Origin of the sequence: Bacteroides sp. D22 (assembly GCF_000163675.1) — a bacterium.
Taxonomy (GTDB): Bacteria; Bacteroidota; Bacteroidia; order Bacteroidales; family Bacteroidaceae; genus Bacteroides; species Bacteroides xylanisolvens.
This window is the reverse complement of record NZ_GG774828.1, coordinates 11,613-32,437: the sequence shown is the minus strand read 5'-3', so window position 1 is coordinate 32,437 and position 20,825 is coordinate 11,613. Positions and strand designations below refer to the sequence as shown.

The window sequence follows — 20,825 nt, the reverse complement described above, 5'->3', positions numbered from 1 at the left end:
TTTATTCGTTATTAAATAATTAAGAAGGGCGGCTTCCGTGATGGGAGCCGCCCTTACTTTTTACAATTAACAAAAATCTAAAATCTATTAATCTAATAACATCTAATTAGTTCTACTTATTTCTTCGTAAATTTATATACTGCAAACGTAGTGGGTTCCAATTCGGTAGTAAACACATTGCCTTCAATAGATACCGGAGTTTCCTGCGGAACGATGGCAAAAGGTTGTTCAAGTGTATTATCCTTATCCAAATCAAGCGAACGAAGTTTGATACAACGACCATTAGACAGTACATCTTGTTTCTTCAATCCTTCAAAATTCAAGGAAATCGGTTGAGCTGTGGCGGAGGTATTGGCAACCTTTACAATCAGTTCATTCTTATCCTTATCGTAAACAGCACTGGCAAAGAGTCCGTTCTGCCCTTCGGCTCCCGTTACATTTTTCTTATTCATGGTAAGGGGAAGCACATTTGTTCCTTTATTCTGCGCATACAGTTGTTGTACATAATAGCTAGTGGTACGCACAGAGTTCAGGTTATCGAACCAAATCATATCAGGACGCCATTGCCATCCTTCCACATGAGCGAAAAGCGGAGCATAGGTAGCCATGTGAACGATGTCAGCATTACGTTCCAATCCGGTCATAAAAGCAGCCTCTAGCAAAGCAGCATGGTAATGATTCCATTTCTTTCCTTTTCCATGGCAGGCATATTCACCGGCAAATACTTTCGGACCTTTACGGTCGTAGTTGTCATAGCGGGCGCCTTGAGCCAGAAACCAGCTTTCAGGACGATAGAAATGTTCGTCCACCAAATCAACTTTCAGACGTTTCATTTCAGGCCACAGATAATCAAAATCTTTTCCTTCGGAATTCGGACCGGAGCTACCTACTATTTTGATTTCCGGGTGAGCTTTACGAATGGCTTTGATAAACGGTTCGAGACGTTCGGGATATTCTTTCCCCCATTGTTCGTTACCGATACCGATAAACTTCAGGTTAAACGGAGCAGGATGTCCCATATCGGCACGTACTTTTCCCCACGTAGTATTCACGTCTCCATTAGCAAACTCAATCAGGTCGAGTGCATCCTGAATATAGTTATCCAAATCACAAACTGCTACGTGAGCTTTCGGATCATTATTCTGATATTGGCAGGAAAGTCCGCAATTCAGAATCGGCAGAGGTGCCGCACCCATTTCTTCAGACAGCAGGAAATATTCGTAGAATCCCAATCCATAGCTTTGATAATAATCAGGGAAGAATCGGTGAGTAAAAGTATACTGCCAACGATTTTCATTTAAGGGACGGTTCTCTACCGGGCCAACTGATTTTTTCCAGTCGTAACGAGTCTCCAGGTCGGTACCTTCTACGATACAACCACCGGGAAAGCGGAAGACTCCGGGATGAATATCCGCCAATGCTTGTGCCAAATCTTTACGAAGCCCATTTTCATGTCCTTTCCAGGTATCAACCGGAAAAAGGGAGACGTGCTCCAAATCTACTGTTCCTTTGGAGGTAAGGAAAATACGGAGTACGGATTTCGGATGAGTACTGCCGGGCTTCAAGATCATCTGGTATTTTTTCCAGTCCTTAGAATCAATCGTAAGATTCCCTGCAACAAGTGCCTGACGTTCGCCCATTGATTGGGTATCTACAAGTTCGATTCTCAATGTTTCTTTCGTACTTCCTTGCGGCAAACGCGCCCAAACAGAGAAACGATACTCCTCTCCCTTCTTGACACCGATGCCGAAGAAACCTTCGTTATCCAATCCGGTATGCTTATGTGCGTGTCCGGGGTCGGAAAGGCGCACATAATGCGGATTACGCTCAAAAGGACCATCGTTCATTAATGACACTTTTCCATACGTTTTCCATCCCATCAGGTGTTGTGGAAACTCAAAGGAACGATTCTTCACCAGTTCGGCATAAAGTCCGCCGTCGGCAGCGTAGTTGATGTCCTCAAAAAAGAGTCCATACATAGTAGGTTGGATTTCTGCACCCAGCTTCTTCGTCTGTATCACCAACTCATTGGTTTGCGCATGAAGGGCAAGGTTAGTAGACAAGGCTAATACTGCCAATAAATTTGCGTATCTTCTCATGGTTCTCAATAAAAAATTATATATAGTTAAAATGCAAAGATAATCAGATTCTCTATTTTCTCCGTACCCAAATTTATCATTAATAGGTGTTTATCGGTCAAAAAGGATCAAATTCCATTCATTTGCACAATTTTCCATCCGCATCTGATATTTATAATACGAAACCAGATTAAAAAGCACCTATTTGCACGCTCTATTATATGAAAAACAAACGGATGGAAAGCGTACATTTATATATAATAAGGTGTATGGAAAATCATAAAATACACCATTTATGCTGCACAACATATAAGAGTGTATTTGATACACCAAACGAAAGTGTTACTTTTACACCCAAAATAAGATAAGCATCTCATTTACATTAAAAATAAAACCATGAAAAAACATTTTCTACTTGCAGGATTTGCCGCGCTGATGCTGGCTGCGTGCAATAACAAGCCGGCTTCCGAGCTGACCTTGTCCGGTCTCGACCCGGTAAAATTTCAAACAGAAGTGAACAATGCCCAAACAGCTCTTTATACCTTAAAGAACAAGGCAGGTATGGAAGTATGCATCACTAACTTCGGAGGACGTATCGTGTCTGTCATGGTACCCGATAAGAACGGTAAGATGCAGGATGTAGTTTTAGGTTTTGACAGCATTGCTGACTATATTAATGTACCCAGCGACTTTGGTGCTTCTATCGGACGCTATGCAAACCGTATCAACCAGGGACGTTTCGCATTGGACGGTGATACCATCCAACTGCCGCAAAACAATTTCGGCCACTGCCTGCATGGAGGTCCGAAAGGTTGGCAATACAAAGTTTATGAAGCTAATCTGATTGATCCGACAACGTTGGAACTGACACTTGTCTCACCGGACGGAGACGAAAACTTCCCGGGGAATGTAACAGCTAAAGTGACCTATAAACTAACTGAAGACAACGCTATCGACATCAAATATAGCGCAACTACCGATAAAAAGACGATCATCAATATGACCAACCATTCTTACTTCAATCTGGCTGGTGATCCGTCAAAAGCTTCAACTGACAACATACTGTATGTGAACGCAGACTATTATACTCCGGTAGACAGTACTTTTATGACTACAGGCGAAATCGCTCCGGTAAAAGACACTCCGATGGACTTCACCACTCCGAAAGCGGTAGGCAAAGAGATCAACAATTATGATTTCGTTCAACTGAAGAACGGAAAAGGGTATGACCACAACTGGGTGCTCAACACTAAGGGAGATCTTTCTCAAGTAGCAGCCAAACTAACTTCACCTGAAAGCGGCATCACTCTGGAAGTATATACCAACGAACCGGGTGTACAGGTTTACACAGGAAACTTCCTTGATGGAACCGTAACCGGAAAGAAAGGTATCGTTTACAACCAACGTGCTTCTGTCTGCCTGGAAACACAACACTATCCAGATAGCCCCAACAAGGCAGACTGGCCTTCTGTTGTACTGGAACCGGGACAAACTTATAATAGCGAATGTATTTTCAAATTCTCTGTAGAGAAATAATATTAACTTATAAATCATATTTATTGTGGAAGCATTAGATTGGCTAGTAATCGGAGTCTTTTTTCTGGCTCTGATCGGTATTATTGTTTGGGTAGTCAGACAAAAACAAAATGACTCGGCGGATTATTTTTTGGGTGGACGCGACGCAACATGGCTTGCAATCGGTGCCTCTATCTTTGCATCAAACATTGGTTCGGAACATTTGATCGGACTGGCAGGAGCCGGAGCATCCAGTGGTATGGCTATGGCACACTGGGAAATCCAGGGATGGATGATCTTGATTTTGGGATGGGTATTCGTTCCTTTCTATACACGAAGCATGGTATATACAATGCCGGAATTCCTGGAGCGTCGTTATAATCCTCAATCACGTACTATTTTATCTGTTATTTCTCTTGTAAGTTATGTATTGACCAAAGTAGCCGTAACTGTTTATGCCGGTGGCCTCGTATTCCAACAAGTATTCGGTATCAAAGAGCTTTGGGGAATTGATTTCTTCTGGATTGCAGCTATCGGTCTGGTAGTGTTAACTGCGCTTTATACTATCTTCGGTGGTATGAAATCAGTTCTTTACACTTCTGTTCTTCAAACCCCTATCCTACTGCTAGGATCATTAATAATTCTAGTGCTCGGTTTCAAAGAATTAGGTGGATGGGACGAAATGATGAGAGTCTGCGGCGCTGTTACTGTAAATGATTACGGTGATACAATGACTAACCTGATTCGTAGCAACGATGATGCAAACTTCCCTTGGTTGGGTGCTTTGATCGGTTCGGCTATTATCGGTTTCTGGTACTGGTGTACCGACCAGTTCATCGTACAACGTGTACTTTCAGGTAAAAATGAAATGGAAGCTCGTCGTGGTACTATTTTCGGTGCTTATCTGAAACTGCTACCCGTATTCCTTTTCTTGATTCCTGGTATGATTGCATTTGCATTACATCAAAAATATATCGGTGCCGGTGGTGAAGGTTTCTTACCGATGCTGGCTAACGGAACAGCAAATGCTGATGCCGCCTTCCCGACATTAGTAGCCAAATTACTTCCTGCGGGCGTGAAAGGTTTGGTAGTATGTGGTATTCTTGCCGCTTTGATGAGTTCCCTTGCATCTCTGTTTAACTCATCAGCCATGTTGTTTACTATCGACTTTTACAAACGTTTCAAACCGGAAACTCCGGAAAAGAAGCTGGTGGGTATCGGTCAGATTGCAACAATTGTAATCGTTGTTTTAGGTATTCTTTGGATTCCTATCATGCGTAGTGTAGGTGATGTACTTTATACTTACTTGCAGGATGTTCAGTCTGTATTGGCACCAGGTATCGCTGCCGCTTTCTTACTGGGGATCTGCTGGAAACGTACTTCCGCCCAGGGTGGTATGTGGGGATTGATCTCCGGCATGGTAATCGGGTTGACCCGCCTCGGCGCAAAAGTATATTATAGCAACGCAGGTGAAGTAGCTGATTCTACATTCAAATATTTGTTCTATGACATGAACTGGTTATTCTTCTGTGGATGGATGTTCCTGTTCTGTATTATTGTAGTAATCGTAGTCAGTCTGGCAACAGAAGCTCCAACTGCAGAAAAGATTCAGGGACTAGTATTCGGTACGGCTACTAAGAAACAAAAAGCCGCTACACGTGCAAGCTGGAATCACTGGGATATTATTCATACGGTAATTATTCTGGCCATTACTGCTGCTTTCTACTGGTATTTCTGGTAAAAATAAGCTTCTCTTTCAACCCTCCTCTTGAGGAAGGGTTGAAAGAGAAGCCTGAAAATAGTCTTATCTACGGAAAGACTGTTTTATTATAACTAAAATCACAATCTAAATGGATAAAGATAATTCACAAGAGCCAATGATAACCTCTAATTCCCCCTCTTTGGAAAAGGGGCGGGAAAAGGTTTATTATAGCTCGAATCCGGCCTTCTATGTCGGCATAGACTGTATCATTTTCGGTTTCTACGAAGGGGAAATCAGCCTGTTATTGTTAAAGAGAAACTTCGAGCCGGCAATGGGTGAATGGTCACTGATGGGAGGATTTGTACAAAACAATGAAAGTGTGGATGATGCCGCTAAACGTGTATTGCATGAGCTTACCGGACTGGAAAACGTTTACATGGAACAGGTGGGAGCTTTTGGAGCTATCGATCGCGATCCGGGTGAACGGGTTATCTCCGTGGCTTATTATGCATTGATTAACATCAATGAGTATGACCGGAAACAGGTTCAGAAACACAATGCTTACTGGGTGAATATAAATGAACTTCCCCCGCTTATCTTCGACCATCCTGAAATGGTAGAAAAAGCACGGGAACTGATGAAACAGAAAGCATCTGTAGAGCCCATCGGTTTCAATCTATTGCCGAAGCTATTTACATTATCCCAATTACAAAGTTTATATGAAGCCATTTACGGTGAAACAATGGATAAACGGAATTTCCGTAAAAGAGTGGCTGAAATGGATTATATAGAAAAGACTGATAAAATTGACAAACTGGGTTCGAAACGTGGTGCTGCCTTATATAAGTTCAATAGCAAGGCTTACCGCAAGGACCCGAAATTTAAATTATAATCATTATGCTGGAAGAACTAAAAGAAAAAGTATTTCATGCCAATCTCGAATTGGTAAAGCATGGATTAGTCATCTTTACTTGGGGAAATGTTTCTGCCATCGACCGTGAAAGCGGATTGGTAGTAATCAAACCCAGTGGTGTAAGTTATGATGATATGAAAGCCGAAGATATGGTAGTAGTGGATCTGGATGGCAAGGTCGTTGAAGGACGGCTGAAGCCATCCTCGGATACTCCTACTCACGTAATACTTTACAAAGCATTTCCGGAGATCGGAGGAGTGGTACATACGCACTCTACCTATGCAACAGCCTGGGCACAAGCCGGATGTGACATTCCGAATATCGGAACCACTCATGCAGATTATTTCCATGATGCCATTCCCTGCACAGCGGATATGACAGAAGCGGAAGTGAAAGGTGCTTACGAGCTGGAAACCGGTAATGTGATAGTGAAACGTTTTGAAGGCTTGAACCCTGTACATACACCGGGAGTATTGGTGAAAAATCATGGTCCTTTCTCTTGGGGAAAAGACGCGTATGATGCCGTACACAATGCTGTGGTTATGGAACAGGTAGCTAAAATGGCAAGTATCGCTTATGCGGTGAATCCCAATTTAACAATGAATCCGCTGCTGATAGAAAAACATTTCAGCCGCAAGCATGGTCCGAATGCTTATTACGGACAGAAATAATTAAAGATTAAAAATTAGAACAATAACAATTAAAGCAATAACATTATGAACGCATTTAATCAATATGAAGTATGGTTCGTAACAGGAGCACAGCTTTTGTACGGAGGTGACGCAGTAATCGCAGTAGATGCACACTCTAATGAAATGGTTAACGGATTGAACGAATCCGGTAAACTTCCTGTAAAGGTGGTATACAAAGGAACAGCTAATTCTTCTAAAGAAGTGGAAGCTGTTTTCAAAGCAGCCAATAATGACGAAAAGTGTGTCGGTGTTATCACTTGGATGCATACGTTCTCTCCTGCTAAAATGTGGATTCACGGCTTGCAACAGTTGAAGAAGCCTTTGTTGCACCTGCATACTCAATTCAACAAGGAAATTCCTTGGGATACAATGGACATGGATTTCATGAACCTGAACCAGTCTGCTCACGGTGACCGCGAATTCGGACATATCTGCACCCGTATGCGTATCCGTCGTAAAGTAGTGGTAGGTTACTGGAAAGAGGAAGAGACTTTGCATAAGATTGCCGTTTGGATGCGTGTTTGTGCCGGTTGGGCAGATTCACAGGATATGCTGATTATCCGTTTCGGCGATCAGATGAACAACGTAGCTGTAACCGATGGTGATAAAGTGGAAGCTGAACAACGTATGGGTTACCACGTAGATTACTGTCCGGTAAGCGAATTGATGGAATATCACAAGGATATCAAAAATGAAGAGGTAGATGCATTGGTAGCTACTTACTTCAAGGAATACGATCACGATGCTTCTCTGGAAGATAAATCAACTGAAGCTTACCAGAAAGTATGGAATGCTGCCAAGGCTGAACTGGCTATACGTGCTATCCTGAAAGCAAAAGGTGCCAAAGGATTTACTACCAACTTCGACGATTTGGGCGACATTGAATACAATGGTTTCGATCAAATCCCGGGTCTTGCTTCACAACGTCTGATGGCGGAAGGTTATGGATTCGGTGCTGAAGGTGACTGGAAATCGGCTGCTCTGTACCGCACTGTATGGGTAATGAATCAGGGTCTTCCTAAAGGCTGTTCATTCCTGGAAGATTACACACTGAACTTCGATGGTGCAAACAGCTCTATCCTTCAGTCACACATGTTGGAAATCTGTCCGCTTATCGCAGCCAACAAACCTCGCCTGGAAGTACACTTCCTCGGTATAGGTATCCGCAAGAGTCAGACTGCACGTCTGGTCTTCACTTCAAAAGTAGGTACAGGCTGTACTGCTACTGTTGTAGATATGGGTAACCGTTTCCGTCTGATCGTGAACGACGTAGAATGTATCGAGCCGAAACCGCTGCCTAAGTTGCCGGTTGCTTCTGCTCTCTGGATTCCGATGCCAAACCTTGAAGTAGGTGCAGGTGCATGGATTCTGGCTGGTGGAACTCACCACTCTTGCTTCTCTTACGACCTGACAGCAGAATATTGGGAAGATTATGCTGAAATCGCAGGTATCGAAATGGTGCATATTAACAAGGATACTACGATCAGCTGCTTCAAGAAAGAACTGCGCATGAACGAAGTTTATTACATGTTGAATAAAGCACTTTGCTAAAAACAATTATTCAAGTTTCGCATGGCTTAATTATTTCGTTAAGTTTTTGCGAAACTTGATTTTTTTATAATGATCGTTATACCTTAAAATATTGATTTCAACATGAAATTAGATGCAAAATCAACCATCGAGGCAGGTAAAGCAATTCTTGGTATAGAACTCGGTTCTACACGAATAAAAGCTGTCTTGATCGACCAGGAAAACAAGCCTATTGCTCAAGGTAGCCACACTTGGGAAAACCAGTTAGTTGACGGACTTTGGACGTATAGCATTGAAGCCATCTGGTCAGGGCTGCAAGATTGTTATGCTGATCTTCGTACTAACGTAAAGAATGCATACGGCATAGAGATCGAGACTCTGGCTGCCATCGGTGTCAGCGCTATGATGCATGGTTATATGCCATTCAACAAAAAAGAAGAAATCCTCGTGCCTTTCCGCACTTGGAGAAACACTAATACAGGTCGCGCAGCGGCTGCTTTATCCGAACTATTTGTCTATAATATCCCTCTGCGTTGGAGCATTTCCCACTTGTATCAGGCTATTTTAGACAATGAATCACACGTTAATGAAATCGACTTCCTGACCACTCTAGCAGGTTATGTGCATTGGCAGATCACAGGCGAAAAGGTGCTGGGAATAGGTGATGCATCAGGTATGCTTCCTATTGATCCGACTACCCATAACTATTCGGCTGAAATGGTGGCTAAGTTCAACAAACTGATTGCTCCGAAAGAATATAACTGGAAACTGGAAGATATTCTGCCTAAAGTATTGTCAGCTGGTGAAAATGCCGGTGTCCTCACTCCGGAAGGAAGTAAAAAACTCGATGCATCGGGTCATTTGAAGGCAGGAATACCGGTTTGTCCGCCGGAAGGAGACGCAGGTACCGGAATGGTTGCGACTAACGCAGTCAAACAACGTACCGGAAATGTATCCGCAGGTACCTCTTCATTCTCAATGATTGTATTGGAGAAAGAACTGTCGAAGCCATACGAAATGATTGACATGGTGACAACTCCTGACGGAAGTCTGGTAGCCATGGTGCATTGCAACAACTGCACTTCTGATCTCAACGCATGGGTTAACTTGTTCAAGGAATACCAGGAGCTTCTGGGCATACCTGTAGATATGGATGAAATCTATAGTAAACTCTACAATATTGCGCTCACTGGTGATACTGATTGTGGAGGTTTGCTTTCATACAATTATATTTCAGGCGAGCCTGTAACAGGACTTGCTGACGGAAGACCTTTGTTTGTACGTTCGGCAAATGACAAGTTCAACCTGGCAAACTTTATGCGGACTCACTTGTATGCTTCGGTAGGAGTACTCAAGATTGGTAACGACATCCTGTTCAACGAAGAAAAAATCAAAGTGGACAGAATTACTGGTCACGGAGGATTATTCAGAACAAAGGGAGTAGGCCAAAGAATACTTGCTGCAGCCATCAACTCGCCTATTTCCGTGATGGAAACAGCCGGTGAAGGTGGTGCCTGGGGTATTGCCCTGTTAGGTTCTTACCTCGTGAACAATGAAAAGAAACAATCTCTTGCCGATTTTCTGGATGAAAGCGTATTTGTCGGTGACGCGGGTATCGAGGTATCACCTACGCCCGAAGATGTAGCCGGCTTCAATGCATACATCGAAAATTACAAGGCAGGATTGCCTATCGAAGAGGCAGCAGTCAAATTTAAATAATTGACAGTCGGCAATCCATTGTTGTTCATCAGAGATTGCCGATAAATCGCTGTTTATCAAGAGCCAATTCTAACTAAGTATTAACATTAATTATCTCCACCCCTCTCCTCTTTTGGAGAGGGAGATGGGGAGACTATTATCATGAAAACCACCTCGTTCATACTTGCACTTGTGCTGTCCATCTCACTGGGCAAAGCTCAAAACGCCCCACAAGTGTCTTACTTCCCTTTACAGAATGTGAAACTATTGGATAGTCCGTTTCTGCAAGCTCAACAGACTGATTTACATTACATACTTGCATTAGACCCCGACCGTCTGCTCGCTCCTTTTCTCCGCGAAGCAGGGTTACAGCCTAAAGCCCCCAGCTACACCAATTGGGAAAATACCGGATTGGACGGACATATCGGCGGACATTATTTATCCGCACTTTCCATGATGTATGCCGCCACCGGAGATACCGCAGTCTATAATCGCCTCAACTACATGCTGAATGAGTTGAACCGGGCACAACAAACTGTCGGCACAGGATTCATCGGAGGAACTCCGGGAAGCCTTCAACTTTGGAAAGATATAAAAGCAGGAAAGATCCGTGCCGGAGGTTTCGACCTTAACGGCAAATGGGTGCCTCTATACAATATACATAAGACTTACGCCGGATTGCGGGATGCATATCTCTATGCAGGAAGCGACCTTGCACGCCAAATGCTTATCGCTTTTACAGATTGGATGATCGATATCACTTCCGGCTTGAGCGACGAACAAATGCAGGATATGCTTCGTAGCGAACATGGCGGATTAAACGAAACGTTCGCTGACGTAGCCGAAATCACAGGCGACAAGAAGTATCTGGAACTGGCACGCCGTTTCTCTCACAAGCTCATCTTAGACCCGCTTATCAAAGAAGAAGACAAATTGACGGGGATGCACGCCAACACACAGATTCCGAAAGTGATCGGCTACAAGCGAATAGCCGAACTTTCACAAGACGACAAGAATTGGAATCATGCTGCAGAATGGGATCATGCCGCCCGTTTTTTCTGGAACACGGTAGTCAATCACCGTTCTGTCTGCATCGGAGGAAATAGCGTCCGCGAACATTTCCATCCGTCGGATAACTTCACGTCCATGCTGAACGACGTTCAAGGACCGGAGACCTGTAATACTTACAACATGCTCCGTCTTACCAAAATGCTTTATCAGAATTCTCACAATCCGAATCAAACAAACGAACCTGATCCCAACTACGTAAACTATTACGAACGTGCGCTTTACAATCATATTCTAGCGTCACAAGAGCCGGATAAAGGTGGATTTGTCTACTTCACTCCTATGCGTCCGGGACACTATCGTGTGTACTCACAACCGGAAACATCCATGTGGTGCTGTGTAGGTTCAGGCTTGGAGAATCATACCAAATACGGTGAATTTATCTATGCGTATCGGAAAGACACTCTTTATGTCAATCTCTTCATTCCTTCACAACTGACCTGGAAAGAGCAAGGCATTACTTTGACACAGGAAACCTGTTTCCCTGATGACGGCAAGGTAACTTTGCGAATAGATGAAGCGCCTAAGAAAAAACGTACTTTAATGATACGTATTCCGGAATGGGCGAACCAATCCAAAGGATATAGCGTCAGCATCAATGGAAAAAGAAAAATGTTCATTATGGCAAAAGGTAACCAATATCTTCCTCTCTCCCGCAAATGGAAAAAAGGAGATGTCGTTACTTTCCACTTGCCTATGAAAGTCAGCGTGGAACAGATTCCCGACAAGAAAGATTATTATGCTTTCTTATATGGTCCGATCGTTCTTGCAGCTTCCACAGGCACAGAACATCTTGACGGTTTATATGCCGATGACAGCCGTGGCGGACATATCGCTCATGGCAAACAAATTCCTTTGCAAGAAGTCCCGATGCTGATAGGAAATCCAGATTCAATCTGCAAATCTCTTCAGAAAGAACAGAATAGCCGGATTACTTTCAGCTATAACGGAGAGGTTTATCCTGCACAAGGCAAAGCATTGGAACTCGTCCCGTTCTTCCGCCTGCATAATTCCCGTTATGCCGTTTATTTCCGACAGGCAAGCGAAGAGCAGTTTAAAGCGATTCAGGAAGAGATGGCAACGGCTGAACGAAAAGCAACGGAATTAGCTAATCAAACCATTGACCTGATCTTCCCTGGCGAACAGCAGCCGGAGTCTGATCATGGCATCCAGTATGAGCAGGCAGAAACAGGGACGAATAAAGACCGGCATTTCCGACGTGCTAAAGGTTGGTTCGGCTATCAGTTGAAAGTGAAAGAAGAAGCAAGCCGCCTCCTGATTACGGTACGGAAAGATGACCGCAATAAAGTGGCTATTCTTTTGAATAACGAAAAGTTGGCTATTCATCCAACTGTCAGTGAAGCGGATAAAGACGGTTTCATAACCCTTTCATACGTTTTGCCTCAAAAATTGAATACGGGTAGTTGTCCGATACGTTTTATCCCTGACGGGACGGAATGGACCTCTGCCGTTTATGAAGTTCGTTTACTAAAATAGAAGTCACCACAGATTACACGGATTAACACAGATTATTTATGGGTTATAACATGATAGTAGTCAGAATAAAATCAATCTGTGATAATCTGCGTAATCTGTGGTAAAAAATAATCATTAAACAAATACCATTTATGAAAGCAAAACTATTAGTCAGCACGGCTTTTCTGGCAGCATCTGTATCTCTTTCTGCACAAAAGAGTGCTACCATAACCGTACATGCCGACCAAGGCAAAGAAATCATACCGAAGGAAATTTACGGCCAGTTTGCCGAACACCTGGGTTCATGTATCTACGGCGGTCTTTGGGTAGGCGAAAACTCGAATATTCCTAATATCAAGGGATATCGCACAGACGTATTCAATGCACTGAAAGACTTGTCCGTTCCCGTTCTTCGCTGGCCGGGCGGATGCTTTGCCGATGAATACCACTGGATGGACGGCATTGGTCCGAAAGAGAACCGTCCGAAGATGGTGAACAACAACTGGGGCGGTACCATTGAAGACAACAGTTTCGGAACACACGAGTTTTTGAATCTTTGCGAAATGCTGGGTTGCGAACCATACGTGAGTGGAAATGTAGGTAGCGGCACAGTGGAAGAGCTTGCCAAATGGGTGGAATATATGACTTCTGACGGAGACTCGCCTATGGCCAACCTTCGCCGTAAGAATGGTCGCGACAAAGCATGGAAATTGAAATATCTCGGCGTAGGAAATGAAAGCTGGGGGTGCGGTGGCAGCATGCGTCCGGAATATTACGCAGACTTATATCGTCGTTATTCTACTTATTGCCGCAATTATGACGGCAACCGTCTGTTCAAGATTGCCAGTGGCGCAAGTGACTATGATTACAAATGGACAGATGTATTGATGAATCGCGTAGGACACCGGATGGACGGTCTTTCTCTGCACTATTATACCGTAACCGGATGGAGTGGCAGCAAAGGATCAGCCACTCAATTCAACAAGGATGATTATTACTGGACGATGGGCAAATGTCTGGAAGTGGAAGATGTACTCAAGAAACATTGTACCATCATGGATAAATATGACAAGGACAAAAAAATCGCTCTCTTACTGGACGAATGGGGAACCTGGTGGGATGAGGAACCCGGAACCATCAAAGGACATCTGTATCAGCAGAACACGTTGCGTGATGCTTTCGTGGCTTCTTTAAGTCTTGATGTATTCCATAAATATACAGACCGCCTGAAGATGGCAAATATCGCACAAATTGTCAACGTACTTCAATCGATGATTCTGACGAAAGACAAAGAAATGGTATTGACGCCTACTTATTATGTCTTCAAGATGTATAAAGTACACCAGGATGCCACTTATCTTCCTATCGACCTGACCTGCGAAAAGATAAGTGTACGTGATAACCGCACTGTACCGATGGTGAGCGCCACAGCTTCCAAAAATAAAGATGGGGTGATCCATATTTCTCTTTCCAATGTAGATGCTGATGAAGCGCAGGAAATCACCATCAATCTGGGTGATACGAAAGCCAAGAAAGCTATCGGAGAGATTCTGACCGCTTCCAAACTGACCGATTACAATTCTTTTGAAAAACCTAATATTGTAAAACCGGCACCTTTCAAAGAGGTAAAAATCAATAAAGGTACAATGAAGGTAAAACTTCCTGCTAAGTCCATTGTTACTTTAGAGTTACAGTAATTTTAGAGCAATTACTTATTGTATCACAAACAAGAAGACCGTAAAATTGTCGATAAAAAAGATAGCTCTTTTGGATTGTTAAATCCACATAAAGAGTTATCTTTGCGAACAATCTGACAGAAATCAATTAAATTTTAATGATATGAACGATAACAAACTTATGAATCGTGCAGCGGATAACATCCGTATTCTTGCTGCTTCAATGGTTGAGAAAGCCAATTCCGGTCACCCGGGTGGCGCCATGGGTGGTGCTGATTTTGTAAATGTACTCTTCTCTGAGTTTCTAGTATACGATCCTGAAAATCCCCGTTGGGAAGGACGTGACCGCTTCTTCCTCGACCCGGGCCACATGTCTCCGATGCTTTATTCTACGTTGGCATTGACAGGAAAATTCACGCTGGACGAGCTGAAAGAATTCCGTCAATGGGGAAGCCCTACTCCGGGACATCCTGAAGTGGACATCATGCGTGGCATCGAAAATACTTCCGGTCCGCTGGGACAGGGACACACTTTTGCAGTAGGTGCTGCTATCGCTGCCAAATTCTTGAAAGCCCGTTTCGACGAGGTGATGAATCAGACCATTTACGCTTACATCTCTGACGGTGGTATTCAGGAAGAAATCTCTCAAGGTTCCGGACGTATTGCCGGTGCACTGGGATTGGACAACCTGATTATGTTCTATGACTCCAACGATATTCAGCTTTCTACAGAAACGAAAGACGTAACCGTTGAAGATACTGCCATGAAATATGAAGCATGGGGATGGAACGTACTTAGTATCAACGGTAATGATCCTGACGAAATCCGTGCGGCAATCAAAGAAGCACAGGCTGAAAAAGAACGTCCGACACTGATTATCGGTAAAACCGTAATGGGTAAAGGTGCACGCAAGGCAGACGGCAGCAGCTATGAAGCTAACTGCGCTACACACGGTGCTCCTCTCGGTGGCGACGCTTATGTAAATACAATCAAGAATCTGGGTGGTGATCCTACTAACCCGTTCGTTATATTCCCGGAAGTAGCCGAACTGTATGCAAAACGTGCAGAAGAACTGAAGAAGATCGTTGCTGAAAAGTATGCAAAGAAAGCTGCATGGGCGAAAGCAAACCCGGAACTGGCAGCAAAACTGGAACTCTTCTTCTCGGGCAAAGCTCCGAAAGTGGACTGGGCTGCTATCGAACAGAAAGCAGGTAGCGCTACTCGTGCTGCATCTGCAACCGTATTGGGCGCACTTGCTACACAGGTAGAAAACATGATCGTTGCCTCTGCCGACCTTTCTAACTCTGACAAGACTGACGGTTTCCTGAAAAAGACTCATTCTTTCAAGAAAGGTGATTTCAGCGGAGCATTCTTCCAGGCAGGTGTATCCGAACTGTCAATGGCTTGTATCTGTATCGGTATGTCTCTCCACGGTGGTGTGATCGCTGCTTGCGGTACATTCTTCGTATTCTCCGATTACATGAAACCTGCCGTACGTATGGCTGCTTTGATGGAACAACCGGTGAAATTCATCTGGACACACGACGCATTCCGCGTAGGTGAAGACGGTCCTACTCACGAACCGGTAGAACAGGAAGCACAAATCCGCCTGATGGAAAAACTGAAAAATCATAAGGGACACAACTCTATGTTGGTACTTCGTCCGGCTGATGCAGAAGAGACAACCATCGCTTGGAAACTTGCTATGGAAAATATGTCTACTCCGACAGGATTGATCTTCTCTCGCCAGAATATTGTCAATTTACCGGCAGGAACAGATTACGAACAAGCAGCCAAGGGTGCTTATATCGTAGCAGGTTCCGACGAAAATCCGGATGTTATCCTGGTAGCTTCAGGTTCTGAAGTGTCTACATTAGTAGCCGGCACAGAGTTGCTTCGCAAAGATGGCGTGAAGGTACGCATTGTATCTGCTCCGTCTGAAGGTCTGTTCCGCAACCAACCGAAAGAATATCAGGAAGCTATCCTTCCGGCAGATGCGAAGATTTTCGGTATGACTGCCGGCCTGCCTGTCACTCTTCAAGGTCTGGTAGGTTGCCACGGTAAAGTTTGGGGATTGGAATCTTTCGGTTTCTCTGCTCCTTATAAAGTATTGGATGAGAAACTTGGATTTACTGCCGAGAACGTATATAATCAAGTAAAAGCAATGCTCTAATGAAAACAATCGGATTAGCATGCGACCATGCCGGTTTTGAACTGAAAGAATATGTTCGCGGCTGGCTGGAAGCAAAAGGCTGGGCTTACAAGGATTTCGGAACTAACTCTACCGCAAGCGTAGACTATCCGGATTATGCTCATCCGCTGGCTCTTGCAGTGGAATCGGGAGAATGTTATCCCGGTATCGCTATCTGTGGCAGTGGAAACGGAATCAATATGACGCTGAACAAGCACCAAGGGGTTCGTGCTGCTCTCTGCTGGAATGCAGAAATCGCACACTTGGCTCGTCAGCACAATGACGCTAATGTATTGGTTATGCCGGGACGCTTCATCAGCACTGAAGAAGCGGACATGATTTTGACAGAGTTCTTCTCTACCAAATTTGACGGCGGACGCCATCAGAACCGTATTGATAAGATTCCGGTAAAATAAAGCTCGAAGATAAATCAAATAAGGTGTAAAGCTGTTCTTCTTTTTGAAGGGCAGCTTTATTTTTATACCGGTATAAGATTTTATCATATACGAGATTACAAAAGAAGGGCAACTTCGTCTTTATTACAAGACGATATTAAAAACTGAAATTATGGGTAAACTGAATATGAAAGAATGGATCAGCCAAACGATCCAACGTAAGGAAACGATTGCAATTCCGATCATGACACATCCGGGTATCGAATTTATCGGAAAAACAGTGCATGATGCAGTGACAAACGGACAGGTTCATTATGAGGCTATCAAGGCTCTTTGTGACAAGTATCCGGCTGCGGCAGCAACCGTTATCATGGATCTGACGGTAGAAGCGGAAGCTTTCGGGGCAGAGATTATCTTTCCGGAAAATGAGGTGCCCAGTGTGTCCGGCCGTTTGCTAGCGGATGAAGCTGCTATTGAAAAGTTGGAAGTTCCGGTGTTGAATAAAGGAAGAATCCCGGAATATCTTAAAGCGAATATGCTGACAGCCAGAAATGTAACAGACCGTCCGGTTTTTGCCGGTTGCATCGGTCCTTATTCGCTGGCCGGACGTTTGTATGATATGTCGGAAATCATGATGCTGATTTACATTAACCCCGATGCAGCCAATACGTTATTAAGAAAATGCAGTGACTTCATCACCCGCTATTGCATGGCATTGAAAGCAACCGGTGTGAACGGTGTAGTCATGGCTGAACCTGCTGCAGGACTGTTATCCAACGAAGATTGCCTGCAATATTCTTCTTTATTCGTGAAGGAAATAATAGAGAAGGTACAGGATGATCACTTTGCCGTAGTACTTCATAATTGCGGAAACACAGGGAATTGCACACAAGCGATGGTTTATACCGGTGCAGCCGCTTACCACTTCGGGAATAAAATTAAGATGGAGGAAGCGTTGAAAGAGGTTCCGGCCGATGCACTGGCAATGGGAAATCTGGACCCGGTGAGCCTTTTCAAGATGGCAGGTCCGGAGACTATGAAAGAAGCGACTTTGCAACTATTAGAGGCTACCCGTGCATATCCGAACTTCGTATTGTCAAGTGGTTGTGATATTCCGCCACATACGCCTTCTGTTAATATAGACGTATTTTATACCGCATTGGAAGAGTTCAATAATGGTTGAACAGGAACTTACTTACCAGAAACTGCAAATCCCATCGTCCGATATATACGAGGCGATGGGATATAAAGATTCTATGCCGGATGGAATGGTCATAGAAGAAATAAATACGTTACTTGACCGTATCACTCCCCTTCTTCGTCCCCGTTTTTTCTTTTTCCTCACTGACGGACTGCTTGACACTGAAAAAGCAACACTGACTGTAAAAGATACGGTTCTCACAATCGGTAAAACCATTGCCCGCCAACTACGGGGTTCGGAAGCCTTTGCCTTTTTTACCGCCACTGCGGGAGTTGAATTTGAGGAGTTTCAACATCTGCTTCAGCAAGAGGACGACATGGTGAAAGCATATATAGCAGACTCATTGGGGAGCATCATTGCAGAAAAGACTGCTGATTGCATGGAAGAGGAGTTGGCTACATTTATCGAAAAGAGAGGTTGGAAGCACACTAACAGATACAGCCCCGGTTATTGCGGATGGCACGTATCGGAACAACAAAAACTATTCTCCTTATTTCCGGTAGCTTCGCCCTGTGGTATTCAGTTGACAGATTCCAGCCTGATGATTCCCATCAAATCTGTAAGTGGTATTATTGGAGTGGGTTCTCATGTCCGTAAGCTGGAATATACTTGCGGGTTGTGTACGTATGAGAATTGTTTTCGCAGAAAATAGTTTCACCACAGAGGACGCAGAGGACACAGAGGAAAAATAGGGCGTAAACAAGTTATTCTAAATTTGGTTTACATACACTTCTTGCTTTGCCCTTCTAAAAATAGATATAAATTGAACAGAAAAACATATTATATATATTTTATTATTCAGAAAATTACTACCTTTGTAGTATGAACAATGTATTATCAAGATTAGGCAATATACCTGTGACGACTCCCATGCTGGAATCACTTTATCCGCATCTTAAAGGAGGAAATCAGAAAGTCAGGTTACTTGAGAGGGACGGAGAAATCATCCGTCTCAAGAGAGGCTTATATGTATGCAACCCGGAAATAACAGGAAAGGCATTGTCTACGGAATTGATAGCCAATCATCTTTATGCTCCCTCATACGTTTCCCTGTCGTCGGCTCTACGCTATTACGGGCTGATACCTGAAGCAGTATATACCACGCAATCAATGACCCTGAAACATTCCAGAGATTTTGATACTCCGATAGGAAGATTCGAATATATTTATATGCCAAGAGAAACCTTTTCTATTGGTCTGTCAAGTATCAAACAGGATGGATATGCTTTTGTTATAGCTACTCCCGAAAAGGCGTTATGTGATTTGATAGCTAATTCCCCTAATGTGAATCTTCGCTATCTGAAGGACGCGGAAGTTTATTTGGCAGAAGATATCCGGATGGAAATAGAAGATTTCAAGCAGATGAACACAAGCATATTTGAAAAGTATATTGAGATTGGCAAAAAAGCCGAATCGATAAAAACACTACTTAGATTAATGAAAAAATGAAAAATGAGATTTATGATAATATGCTTTCTGCATACGACTTGTCTACTGAACAAAAGAAGCGTAATGCTATTTTTGAAGTAAACCAACAAGTGATACTTGCCGGTCTTTATAATGGTGGTTTCTTTGGTGTGGCCACCTTCTATGGTGGTACTTGCCTTCGGATTTTCCATGGCCTTCAGCGTTTCAGTGAGGACATGGATTTTTCTCTTTTGATTCCTGATGATAAATTTGATTTCACAAAATATTTTCAACCTATTATAGATGAGTTTGCAATCGTTGGCAGGCTGGTGGATATTAAGAAGAAAGATAAGGCAAGCTTTGGAAAGGTGGAATCTGCCTTTTTAAAAGACAATACCGATGTTTATGATGTCTCTTTTCAGACAGATAAATCCATAAAAATCAAGATAGAGGTTGACACCCACCCTCCTTTGAAGTTTCGGACAGAGCAGAAATTGCTTTTACAACCACATTCCTTTATGACCCGTTGCTTTGTTCTTCCGGATTTATTTGCCGGAAAAATGCACGCACTGGTATATCGTACTTGGAAAAACAGGGTAAAAGGTCGGGACTGGTACGACTTTGAATGGTATATCCGCCACAATGTTCCTCTTGACTTCGTTCATCTAGCCGAACGTGTCCGCCAATTCAACAATAAAGAAATTGATAAAGATTCATTTGTGGCCCAATTGAAAGACAGATTATCCTCGGCAAACATCAATCAGGTAAAGAGTGACGTGCTGCCTTTTGTCAAAAATCCCAAAGAATTGGATATTTGGTCAAATGATTACTTCGTTCAGTTAGCTGATATGATAAAGTTTGAGTAAGATTGCAATAGTTCTCATATCCGTAAGCTGGAATATACTTGCGGGCTGTGTACGTATGAGAATTGTTTTCGCAGAAAATAGTTTCACCACAGAGGACGCAGAGGACACGGAGATTATTATCTAATAACAAAAGACCTGTGTCCTCTGCGTCCTCCTTTAGATTTGCACTGTGAAAAATAAAGGTTGAAATATTACCTTTGTGGTTAAAACAAGTTAACCAAGGAAAGTAGGTGACCCATTGTGTCCTCTAGGCAGAAGCCCTATCCACGGAATTAGTCCTTCTTTCCTTATCAGTTGAACAGATCCAATTAGAATTTTAGGTCGTTGGCCTATTAAAGGATATAGTTTGTTCAACCTATGGTTAACCCTTTAATAGTGCAAAAAATATGGAAAAGAAATGGTTTATTGGCATTGACA

The 20,825-nt window shown here is 43.3% G+C and carries 15 protein-coding genes; 14 read left to right on the top strand and 1 reads right to left on the bottom strand.

The genetic code is table 11. The features are described from left to right. Positions 1-116: 116 nt before the first annotated feature. Positions 117-2,099, bottom strand: coding sequence for an alpha-L-arabinofuranosidase C-terminal domain-containing protein (locus tag HMPREF0106_RS01970; protein ID WP_008648244.1), 1,983 nt, complete (start codon positions 2,097-2,099; stop codon positions 117-119). Between the two features lie 375 nt (positions 2,100-2,474). On the opposite strand from HMPREF0106_RS01970, the gene HMPREF0106_RS01975 reads away from it, so the two are divergent. The 14 genes from HMPREF0106_RS01975 to HMPREF0106_RS02040 all read left to right on the top strand — a co-directional run bounded on the left by HMPREF0106_RS01975 (position 2,475) and on the right by HMPREF0106_RS02040 (position 20,408). After that, entirely contained in the window at positions 2,475-3,614 is a 1,140-nt protein-coding gene (locus HMPREF0106_RS01975; protein ID WP_004297460.1) for an aldose epimerase family protein, read from the top strand. Between the two features lie 25 nt (positions 3,615-3,639). Then, positions 3,640-5,334 (top strand): sodium:solute symporter, encoded by a 1,695-nt coding sequence (locus tag HMPREF0106_RS01980; RefSeq protein WP_009041112.1) that lies wholly within the window; start codon positions 3,640-3,642, stop codon positions 5,332-5,334. A 136-nt stretch (positions 5,335-5,470) separates the two neighbouring features. Next, the gene (locus tag HMPREF0106_RS01985; protein ID WP_049703387.1) at positions 5,471-6,187 is read left to right on the top strand and encodes an NUDIX hydrolase; all 717 of its coding nucleotides are present in this window, start codon (positions 5,471-5,473) and stop codon (positions 6,185-6,187) included. A gap of 5 nt (positions 6,188-6,192) precedes the next feature. Further along, on the top strand, positions 6,193-6,879 hold the full coding sequence (locus HMPREF0106_RS01990; protein ID WP_009041111.1) for an L-ribulose-5-phosphate 4-epimerase: 687 nt from the start codon (positions 6,193-6,195) through the stop codon (positions 6,877-6,879). A gap of 45 nt (positions 6,880-6,924) precedes the next feature. Then, positions 6,925-8,451 carry an L-arabinose isomerase gene (gene araA, locus HMPREF0106_RS01995; protein WP_009041110.1) on the top strand — a complete coding sequence of 509 codons (1,527 nt, stop codon included), beginning with the start codon at positions 6,925-6,927 and terminating at the stop codon, positions 8,449-8,451. Positions 8,452-8,553: 102 nt separating this feature from the next. Continuing rightward, entirely contained in the window at positions 8,554-10,149 is a 1,596-nt protein-coding gene (locus tag HMPREF0106_RS02000; RefSeq protein WP_009041109.1) for a xylulokinase, read from the top strand. 141 nt (positions 10,150-10,290) lie between these two features. Then, on the top strand, positions 10,291-12,693 hold the full coding sequence (locus HMPREF0106_RS02005; RefSeq protein WP_032851640.1) for a glycoside hydrolase family 127 protein: 2,403 nt from the start codon (positions 10,291-10,293) through the stop codon (positions 12,691-12,693). Positions 12,694-12,824: 131 nt separating this feature from the next. Continuing rightward, the gene (locus tag HMPREF0106_RS02010; RefSeq protein WP_009041107.1) at positions 12,825-14,369 is read left to right on the top strand and encodes an alpha-N-arabinofuranosidase; all 1,545 of its coding nucleotides are present in this window, start codon (positions 12,825-12,827) and stop codon (positions 14,367-14,369) included. Between the two features lie 142 nt (positions 14,370-14,511). Then, positions 14,512-16,521: a transketolase family protein gene (locus tag HMPREF0106_RS02015; RefSeq protein ID WP_009041106.1), complete on the top strand. Its 2,010-nt coding sequence runs from the start codon at positions 14,512-14,514 to the stop codon at positions 16,519-16,521. Further along, positions 16,521-16,955 (top strand): ribose 5-phosphate isomerase B, encoded by a 435-nt coding sequence (gene rpiB, locus HMPREF0106_RS02020; RefSeq protein ID WP_004297448.1) that lies wholly within the window; start codon positions 16,521-16,523, stop codon positions 16,953-16,955. Before HMPREF0106_RS02015 ends, rpiB begins: the two co-directional genes overlap by 1 nt. A gap of 151 nt (positions 16,956-17,106) precedes the next feature. Continuing rightward, positions 17,107-18,117 carry a methylcobamide--CoM methyltransferase gene (locus HMPREF0106_RS02025; protein WP_009041105.1) on the top strand — a complete coding sequence of 337 codons (1,011 nt, stop codon included), beginning with the start codon at positions 17,107-17,109 and terminating at the stop codon, positions 18,115-18,117. Next, positions 18,110-18,787, top strand: a complete 678-nt coding sequence (locus HMPREF0106_RS02030) for a vitamin B12 dependent-methionine synthase activation domain-containing protein (protein ID WP_009041104.1) — start codon at positions 18,110-18,112, stop codon at positions 18,785-18,787. Before HMPREF0106_RS02025 ends, HMPREF0106_RS02030 begins: the two co-directional genes overlap by 8 nt. A 170-nt stretch (positions 18,788-18,957) precedes the next feature. After that, positions 18,958-19,584, top strand: coding sequence for a hypothetical protein (locus HMPREF0106_RS02035; protein WP_009041103.1), 627 nt, complete (start codon positions 18,958-18,960; stop codon positions 19,582-19,584). After that, complete coding sequence (locus HMPREF0106_RS02040) at positions 19,581-20,408, top strand: nucleotidyl transferase AbiEii/AbiGii toxin family protein (RefSeq protein WP_009041102.1); 828 nt, start codon at positions 19,581-19,583, stop codon at positions 20,406-20,408. Before HMPREF0106_RS02035 ends, HMPREF0106_RS02040 begins: the two co-directional genes overlap by 4 nt. The last annotated feature ends 417 nt before the right edge of the window (positions 20,409-20,825 follow it).

Bases quoted from the DNA above. Each gene is read 5' to 3' on its own strand.
- HMPREF0106_RS01970 (WP_008648244.1), bottom strand. From the start codon at position 2,099: ATGAGAAGATACGCAAATTTATTGGCAGTATTAGCCTTGTCTACTAAC.
- HMPREF0106_RS01975 (WP_004297460.1), top strand. From the start codon at position 2,475: ATGAAAAAACATTTTCTACTTGCAGGATTTGCCGCGCTGATGCTGGCT.
- HMPREF0106_RS01985 (WP_049703387.1), top strand. From the start codon at position 5,471: ATGATAACCTCTAATTCCCCCTCTTTGGAAAAGGGGCGGGAAAAGGTT.
- HMPREF0106_RS01990 (WP_009041111.1), top strand. From the start codon at position 6,193: ATGCTGGAAGAACTAAAAGAAAAAGTATTTCATGCCAATCTCGAATTG.
- araA (WP_009041110.1), top strand. From the start codon at position 6,925: ATGAACGCATTTAATCAATATGAAGTATGGTTCGTAACAGGAGCACAG.
- HMPREF0106_RS02000 (WP_009041109.1), top strand. From the start codon at position 8,554: ATGAAATTAGATGCAAAATCAACCATCGAGGCAGGTAAAGCAATTCTT.
- HMPREF0106_RS02005 (WP_032851640.1), top strand. From the start codon at position 10,291: ATGAAAACCACCTCGTTCATACTTGCACTTGTGCTGTCCATCTCACTG.
- HMPREF0106_RS02010 (WP_009041107.1), top strand. From the start codon at position 12,825: ATGAAAGCAAAACTATTAGTCAGCACGGCTTTTCTGGCAGCATCTGTA.
- HMPREF0106_RS02015 (WP_009041106.1), top strand. From the start codon at position 14,512: ATGAACGATAACAAACTTATGAATCGTGCAGCGGATAACATCCGTATT.
- rpiB (WP_004297448.1), top strand. From the start codon at position 16,521: ATGAAAACAATCGGATTAGCATGCGACCATGCCGGTTTTGAACTGAAA.
- HMPREF0106_RS02025 (WP_009041105.1), top strand. From the start codon at position 17,107: ATGGGTAAACTGAATATGAAAGAATGGATCAGCCAAACGATCCAACGT.
- HMPREF0106_RS02030 (WP_009041104.1), top strand. From the start codon at position 18,110: ATGGTTGAACAGGAACTTACTTACCAGAAACTGCAAATCCCATCGTCC.
- HMPREF0106_RS02035 (WP_009041103.1), top strand. From the start codon at position 18,958: ATGAACAATGTATTATCAAGATTAGGCAATATACCTGTGACGACTCCC.
- HMPREF0106_RS02040 (WP_009041102.1), top strand. From the start codon at position 19,581: ATGAAAAATGAGATTTATGATAATATGCTTTCTGCATACGACTTGTCT.